General features: G+C 58.2%; 8 protein-coding genes. 6 read left to right on the forward strand and 2 right to left on the reverse strand.

Going from position 1 to position 7,717, the window contains the following annotated elements; translation table 11 throughout:
- Positions 1-305 (reverse strand): IS110 family transposase (locus tag AC13RM_RS31270; RefSeq protein WP_488556137.1); only part of this gene is annotated, 305 nt, incomplete at its 3' end.
- A gap of 335 nt (positions 306-640) precedes the next feature.
- Complete coding sequence (locus AC13RM_RS31275; RefSeq protein ID WP_374824181.1) at positions 641-1,501, reverse strand: glycosyltransferase family 25 protein; 861 nt, start codon at positions 1,499-1,501, stop codon at positions 641-643.
- A gap of 248 nt (positions 1,502-1,749) precedes the next feature.
- Here AC13RM_RS31275 and AC13RM_RS31280 point away from each other — a divergent pair, with 248 nt between their 5' ends.
- From AC13RM_RS31280 to AC13RM_RS31305, 6 genes are all read left to right on the forward strand, one after another.
- Entirely contained in the window at positions 1,750-2,082 is a 333-nt protein-coding gene (locus tag AC13RM_RS31280) for a hypothetical protein (RefSeq protein WP_113230182.1), read from the forward strand.
- Positions 2,083-2,274: 192 nt separating this feature from the next.
- Complete coding sequence (locus AC13RM_RS31285) at positions 2,275-3,432, forward strand: Gfo/Idh/MocA family protein (RefSeq protein WP_374824178.1); 1,158 nt, start codon at positions 2,275-2,277, stop codon at positions 3,430-3,432.
- 13 nt (positions 3,433-3,445) lie between these two features.
- Positions 3,446-4,333 (forward strand): carbohydrate ABC transporter permease, encoded by an 888-nt coding sequence (locus tag AC13RM_RS31290; protein WP_374824175.1) that lies wholly within the window; start codon positions 3,446-3,448, stop codon positions 4,331-4,333.
- Entirely contained in the window at positions 4,330-5,187 is an 858-nt protein-coding gene (locus tag AC13RM_RS31295) for a carbohydrate ABC transporter permease (protein WP_112722798.1), read from the forward strand. Before AC13RM_RS31290 ends, AC13RM_RS31295 begins: the two co-directional genes overlap by 4 nt.
- Positions 5,188-5,223: 36 nt before the next feature.
- Positions 5,224-6,453, forward strand: coding sequence for an ABC transporter substrate-binding protein (locus tag AC13RM_RS31300; RefSeq protein ID WP_113230179.1), 1,230 nt, complete (start codon positions 5,224-5,226; stop codon positions 6,451-6,453).
- An 83-nt stretch (positions 6,454-6,536) separates the two neighbouring features.
- Positions 6,537-7,670 (forward strand): ABC transporter ATP-binding protein, encoded by a 1,134-nt coding sequence (locus tag AC13RM_RS31305; RefSeq protein ID WP_113230178.1) that lies wholly within the window; start codon positions 6,537-6,539, stop codon positions 7,668-7,670.
- Positions 7,671-7,717 lie beyond the last annotated feature (47 nt).

Raw genomic sequence — 7,717 nt, forward strand, 5'->3', positions numbered from 1 at the left:
GCGTCGATGCGATCCGTCTTGGCCAGCCGGCCGCAGGCTTTGGCGAAGGCGCGCAGGCGCTGCGGGTTCACCTTGACGCCAGGTAGGTTCGCCATTGCCAGCATGCGTTCGAGGCGCCGATGGTAGGCGCCGGTCGCCTCGAAGACAATGCGGGTGGGCGCGTAGGGCGACAGCCAGCGGATCAATGCCCGCAGCCCTTTGGCGTCGTTGAGGAACTGCTTGTCGATGCCGTCCGGTAGGAGATGGACATCGAGGCGATCTTTCGAGATGTCGATACCGAGGGTTCGTGCTATCGTGTCAGCCATCTTTTCCGTGTCCCATGCTTGTCATGCGGGCCGTCAAAGCCCCGCTATCCGTTCAGGCCTCATGGAAAAGAAAGGGGCGATCCTACTGCGCAACGGTTCTGTCAGACCAGCGGTTTCTCGATCCCACCCCTCCCGCCGCCTGTGGGTGTTCAGGCCCACAGGCGGCAATCCATTGTCGCCTAAAACGAGACAAAGTCATAAGACAAGCGGTTTTGCGTCCGGAATTGCGTGAAAGCAATGAGATAGAGCGGCTCAGAGATTCCCCGAAAGGTGAACCGCTCTAGGCGACCGCTCTCCATGTTTTATGCTTGGCCTTGGCCAAGCATTGCTGATCGCTACCGTTTGATCTTGACGGCGTAGTACCAGCGGCGCACTTGATCGCAGGTGCGGAACCAATGTGCCGTCAGCCGCAACAGGGGATGCCGCTTTACCGCGCGGTAATGCACGCGTTTGCCGATCGTGGTGTCGGCGCGGTGCGGGCTGAAATCGACCAGGTTTTCAAAGGTCGTGAACGTCTCGACGCCGGTTGACCAGCCGCGTTCCAAGGCGACGTCGTAGGGGAGAAGCATGGGTTTCAGCGTCGTCAGCAGCTTCTTGGCCGCCTTGCGGTTGACGATATAACAGGCAGCCGACCCTTGCGGACCATGCATGCAGCGGCCGACGACATCGTTTTCACTGGTTTCGCAGACCGACTTGAAGCCGACGAGGCGATGGTTGACGAGTTTGACGAGACGCGCGTCCTGGACGCTGTCCATCGCCGCGATCGCACGCGGGATAAGCTTCTCGTTGAGCTCGACATCGTCTTCCATGATGATCGCCATCTTGTCGCCGCTGGCGACGAATTGCTCAAGCGCTATCAGATGGCTGCGATAGCATCCGTACTCTCCCGGCAGAAGCTTGCGGCCGTTATGATAGATGAACGAATGCGGCTGAAAATCGACGCGGTCAGCCTCCGCGATGAGACGGCCGTCGACGGCAGGAATGCGCGTGATATGCAGATCGTATTCGACGGCCTGGTTGCACAGTCGCTCCCAGCGATCACGCGAGCGATCGAGATTGATGACATAGATGGAAACCTGCTGAGCGGCATCGTCAGCAATCTCCGGGTCAACAAGAGGCGGGATACGATTAATCTGTTCGAGAATGACTGCTACTCCTTCAAACAGAAATCGCGCCGGCAACAACCAAGATGACAATTTTCATACTATATAACATGCTTATGACTTGTCGCAAACGGCTGGCACACGCATGTGTTGTATTTGTAGATAAAAGCATTTTTTTTGGTGTAACGCAGCGTGAATGGCCCGCGTCGGTGATGCGGAAACCGTCACTTGTGCGCGATTTTGATCGGGGAACCCGTTGGCGCATGACTGCAGTCCCACTATATTTATGATATGCGGCGTGTGGTCGTTGCGCTCGCAGTTGTAAAGGAGCGTAGCAGTTTATGTGGATCAAGTCGAAAATCGCCATTGCTGCCCTGTCCTTTGCGGTCTTGATGCCGGCGGCCGCCTTTGCCGATAATCCGCTCCTGCCCAAGCCATATGTCGCTCCCGTTTATCCTTACAAGAACCTTCCGGGCGTAACTGCGCCGAAAATGGCTGATGACGAGAAGTTCCAGTGTCGCACCGCCACCGTGTACGCCGATTATTTTCACGAAGGTCCGTTCTACCGGGGCCTGCCGCGCCTGGGTTACGTTTGCGATCAGAATGGCGTTATTTCCAGCAGCACCAGAAAGCCGAACTACCAGTATTGGCAATATAACGGCCCGGATAGATAAGTCGTAGGCATTCTGCCGCATTAAGCGGCAGCGCAATCAAAGCGAGCGTGGCTTCATGTTGCCGCCGTGTAAGTTTTATTGGCGATCTGAAAATAAATTTCATGTTTTCGGTTAAATGCGCGAACGTCGTTGACGAATGCGAAAATTTGTCCCAAGCTTACGAAAATAAATTACGTAATGGGAACATAAAGCATGCGCGTTGGAATCATTGGGCTGGGATTCCGCCTGGGTTATCTGGGCTATGTCTTCAAGGCGATCGACGAGAGCTTCGAGATTGCCGGATATGTCGATCCCGAACCTGCGGGTCTGCCCGGTTTGCTCGAACGAGGCATCTCAGCCGGAAAGGCTTACGCAACACCCCAGGATCTGATCGCCAACGAAAAGATCGACCTCTTGATGATCGGTTCGCCGAACCACATGCATCTCGATCACATCCGCATCGGCCTCGAGGCCGGCCTCAAGATCTTCTGCGAAAAGCCGATCGTCACGACGATCAAGGATAGCATCGAGCTTGCCCGCCTAATGGCGAAATTCGGTCATGAGCGCCTGAATGTCGGCCTCGTGCTGCGCTATTCGCCGATGTACCGTGATCTCCTGGCTGCCCAGGCCGAGGGGAAGCTTGGTCGCGTCGTTTCCATCGAGGCTGCCGAGCACATCGAACCCTATCACGGCGCCTTCTTCATGCGCGACTGGCGCCGCTACGAACATTATTCCGGCAGCTTCATGCTGGAGAAATGCTGCCACGACCTCGATCTCTATAATGGCGTCGTCGGTGCGCGGCCGGAGCGGGTCGCAAGTTTTGGCGGCCGCAAGAGCTTCATTCCGGAAAACGATCCGGCAAGGGAAGGCATCAACGATCTCGAGCTCTTCCATCGCAAGCCGAGTGGTTGGATGGGGTCCGACAAGGTCTTCGACAGCGATGGCGACATCATCGACTACCAGGTGGCGATCATCGAATATGCCAATGGCGTCGGCATGAACTTCCATACCAATCTCAATGTGCCGGACCAGTTCCGTCGCTTCGCCATCATGGGCTCGCGCGGCATGGCCGAGGGCGATTTCATCCGCGGTTATTTCAATGTCCATGAGATGCTGACCGGCAAGAAGGTGATCGAAAACACTTACGCGGCCACCACGCTTTCGCAGCATTACGGCGCCGACGAGCAGATGGCCGCCGATATCATCGCGCATGTCAAAACGGGCCTGCATCTGCCGGTGTCGACCCAGAATGCGCTGGAGGCGGGCATTCTAGCGCTCTCGATGGACGAGGCCCGCATGAAGAAGACCGTTGTCGATCTCCGGCCGATCTGGGACGAGTTCGACGAAGCGCTTCATTCAAGAGCCGCCTAGGGAGGGGCGCAGGATGGGTGTTCAACGCGGCACGGTCATCTTCGCCTGGCTCCTTCTTTTTCCGGCTCTCCTCTATGTCACCGTCATCGTCGCCTATCCGCTGGTCGACACGATAATCCTATCCTTCACCGATGCATCGTTGAAGAAGGTGACGAATTGGGTCGGTTTCGAGAACTACGCGAAGATCTTCAACGACACTTTCGCGGGCGTCATCGTTCGGACCTTCATATGGACGTTCTTCTCCGTGTCGATCAAGATGATCATCGGCACGCTGGGCGCGGCGCTGTTGAATTCCGCCGTTCCCGGCCGCGCGCTTTTCCGCGTCTTGACAATGCCGCCCTGGGTTGTGCCGATGGCGATCGGCATCTTCATGTGGGGCTGGATGTACAATGGCCAGTTCGGCATGATTTCAGGCATGCTGCAGCGTTTCGGCATCGTCGACAGCCCGGTGGCGTTCCTCGCCTATGGCAGCACAGCCTTCTGGGCGACGATCATTACCGACGTCTGGATCGGTGTGCCGATGGTCACTCTTTATATGCTGGCGGCCATGCAAGCGATCTCGCATGATCTCTACGAAGCCGCCTGGACGGATGGCGCCCGTCGCTTCTATCGCTTCCGTCGCATCACCCTGCCGCTGCTGCTGCCGTCGCTGGTCACCATGTCGATGCTGTCGCTGATCGCCACCTTCAATTCCTTTGACATCATCTGGATCCTGACGCGCGGCGGCCCGAACGGCGAGACGACGACGATGATCATCGACACCTATCGCACCGCGATCGGCTCCTACAAATATGGCGAAGGCGCCGCCCGCGCGGTGCTGATCTGCATCTTCCTGTCGATCTTCTGCCTTGCCTATTTCCGCCTGACCAGCCGCTTTTCCACGGGAGCCAAGCAGCGATGAGCCAGCCCGCCATGATCAATCGCTACAAGTGGTACGAGCTGATCGGCATTTATGCCGGGATCCTGCTGTTCCTGACCTTCGTGCTGGCACCCTTCGTCGAGGGGTTCCTGGTCTCGCTGAAGCCGCTCAGCCAGCTTTTCTCTTCGCCCTATCGGTTCATTCCCGAAAATGGCTCGTTTGCAGCCTATCGTACGATGTGGACCAGCGTGCCCGGTTTCGGCTGGTATATCTTCAACTCCTTCCTGATTTCCGGTGTAAGCACCGTCATCGTGCTGATCCTCGTCGTGCCGGCCGCCTATGCCTTCGCGCGTTTCGAGTTCCGAGGCTCCGGCCTCCTGCTCGGCGCCTTCCTGGCAGTCAACATGTTTTCCGGTGCCGTGCTGCTGATCCCGCTGTTCCGGCTCATGCGTTCCTTTGGCTTTTTGAACACTTATCTTGCCATGATCGTACCGGGTGTCGCTTTCCTCATTCCCTCCGGGATCTGGCTGCTGCGCACCTATATGATGCGCATTCCGAAGGAGCTCGATGAGGCAGCCTTTGTCGATGGTGCCAGCCATTTCTATACGCTGCGTCGCGTCATCCTGCCGATCGCCATGCCGGGTATCACCGTGGTCGCCATTACCACTTTCATCGGTTCCTACGCGCAGCAGTTCATCTATGCGCTCACCTTCAATTCGAAGACGGAATACATGCCGCTGCCGGTTGGGCTCTTTGCCTATTTCGGCCGGCAGGAGGTCGTCTGGAACGAGCTCATGGCCGCAAGTTTCGTCGGCATCGCGCCGGCTCTGGTCGTGATCTTCTTCCTGCAACGGTATCTCGTCAGCGGTCTGACCGCTGGCGCGGTGAAGCAATAAAATCAATCAACCACCAGAGAGAACGGGAGCTTAAACGTGACATTCCATTTCAAGACGGGGCTTCTCGCCCTTGCTTTGCTCGGCTCCACCGCGCTCGGCGCCGTGAACGCCCAGGCCGCCGACAAGGAGATCAGCTGGATCTATTGCGGTGACACTATCGATCCGATCCATGTGAAATATATCAAGCAGTGGGAAGACAAGAATCCGGGCTGGACCGTCAAGCCCGAGGTTGTCGGTTGGGAGCAGTGCCAGGACAAGGCAACCACGCTCGCTGCGGCCGGCACGCCTGTTGCCATGGCGTATGTCGGTTCCCGCACGCTCAAGCAGTTCGCCGACAACGATCTGATCGTTCCGATCCCGATGACGGACGACGAGAAGAAGGCCTATTATCCAGGCATCGTTAATACGGTAACCTTCGATGGAAAGCAGTGGGGCACGCCGATCGCCTTCTCGACCAAGGCGCTTTACTGGAACAAGGACCTTTTCAAGAAGGCCGGGCTCGATCCTGAAAAGGCACCGACAACCTGGGCCGAGGAAATCGCCGACGCCAAGGCGATCAAGGAAAAGACCGGCATTCCCGGCTATGGCCTCTCGGCCAAGACCTTCGACAATACCATGCACCAGTTCCTGCACTGGGTTTACACCAACAACGGCAAGGTCATCGATGGCGACAAGATCGTCCTCGACAGCCCGGAAGTGCTGGCCGCCCTTCAGGCCTACAAGGACATCACGCCTTATTCGGTCGAAGGACCGACGGCTTACGAGCAGAACGAAATGCGCGCCATCTTCCTCGATGGCAAGGTCGGCATGATCCAGGCCGGCTCCGGCGCCGCCGCCCGCTTGAAGGAAACGAAGATCAGCTGGGGTGTCGCACCGCTGCCGCTCGGTCCTTCGGCCAAGGGCCAGGGCACGCTGCTCATCACCGACAGCCTTGCCGTCTTCAAGGGTAGCGGCGTCGAGGACAAGGCGATCGACCTCGCCAAGTTCATCACCTCTCCGGGCCCGCAGGGCGAGTATGAACTCCAGGGCGGCGCCGGCCTCACGCCTCTGCGTCCGTCAGCGCAGGTAGACGAGTTCGTCAAGAAGGACGCTTCCTGGAAGCCGTTCATCGACGGCATCGCCTACGGTGGTCCCGAGCCGCTCTTCAAGGACTACAAGGGCTTCCAGAACGTGATGATCTCCATGGTCCAATCGGTCGTCACCGGCCAGGCTCAGCCGGCGGATGCGCTGAAGAAGGCCGCTGCCGATCTCGAGCAGTATAAGTAAGTCTGCAAGTCACCGGGCCGCGCGCAATGCGCGCGGCCTTTGGAGCCCTGCCCGCCCATGGCGGCGCCGCGCGGAGACAGAGTTTGGGAAAGCTGCACCTTCATCAGGTCAAGAAATTCTATGGTCATTTCGAGGTCATCAAGGGCGTCGAGCTCGACGTAAATGACGGTGAGTTCATCGTCTTCGTCGGTCCGTCCGGCTGCGGCAAGTCGACCTTGTTGCGCATGATTGCCGGCCTCGACGATGTGACCAGCGGCGACATCAAGATCGATGGCGCCCGCGTCAACGATCTGCCGCCCGTCAAGCGCGGCATTGCTATGGTCTTCCAGTCCTATGCGCTTTATCCGCATATGTCGGTGTTCGAGAACATTGCTTTTCCGCTGCGGGTTGAAAAGATGCCGGAAGAGAAGCTGAAGGCCAAGGTCGAGCACGCTGCGCGCATCCTGCACCTCGATAAACGCCTGCAGGAAAAGCCGGGTCAGCTGTCTGGCGGTCAGCGCCAGCGTGTCGCCATCGGCCGCGCCATCGTGCGCGAGCCGAAGATCTTTCTGTTCGACGAGCCGCTGTCGAACCTAGACGCCGCACTGCGCGCCGATATGCGTATCGAGCTCGCCAAGCTGCATCGCCAGCTGCAGGCGACCATGATCTATGTAACGCATGATCAGGTCGAGGCCATGACCATGGCAGACCGCATCGTTGTGCTGAACGCCGGTGAAATATCACAGGTCGGCGCCCCGCTAGAGCTTTATCACAAGCCGGCCAATACCTTCGTCGCGCGCTTCATCGGCAATCCCAAGATGAACTTCCTGCCCGTCACTTGCACCAATGTCAGCGATGCCGGTGTGGAAGTGGACTACAAGGGGCAGAAGGCCGTGCTGCCTGTTACGCCGCGTCCCGGTTTTGCCGGCAAAGCATTGACGCTCGGCATCCGGCCGGAGCATGTCCAGCTTGGCGATGGTGATCTGACCCTCACGATCGTACCGACGGTCGTGGAGCGTCTTGGCGCGCAAACCGTTGCCTATGCCACGGCTGACGGCATTGATGAGAATTTCTGTGCGACGCTGGAGGGCAGTGCCGCCATCCGCATGGACGCACCACTGAAGACCGGCATCCGCCTCGGCGATTGCCATCTCTTCGACGAAAACGGCCAGGCTTTCGAGCGGCGGGTGGAACTGACCGAAATCGACGTGGATTTGCTGAACCAAGCCGCTTCCTAGAGCGGATCATTTTTTCTCTGAATCGCTTTGGGATTCCCAAAACAGCG

The organism is Martinezella sp. CNPSo 3732 (assembly GCF_057784515.1).

Bases quoted from the DNA above. Each gene is read 5' to 3' on its own strand.
- AC13RM_RS31280 (WP_113230182.1), top strand. From the start codon at position 1,750: ATGTGGATCAAGTCGAAAATCGCCATTGCTGCCCTGTCCTTTGCGGTC.
- AC13RM_RS31285 (WP_374824178.1), top strand. From the start codon at position 2,275: ATGCGCGTTGGAATCATTGGGCTGGGATTCCGCCTGGGTTATCTGGGC.
- AC13RM_RS31290 (WP_374824175.1), top strand. From the start codon at position 3,446: ATGGGTGTTCAACGCGGCACGGTCATCTTCGCCTGGCTCCTTCTTTTT.
- AC13RM_RS31295 (WP_112722798.1), top strand. From the start codon at position 4,330: ATGAGCCAGCCCGCCATGATCAATCGCTACAAGTGGTACGAGCTGATC.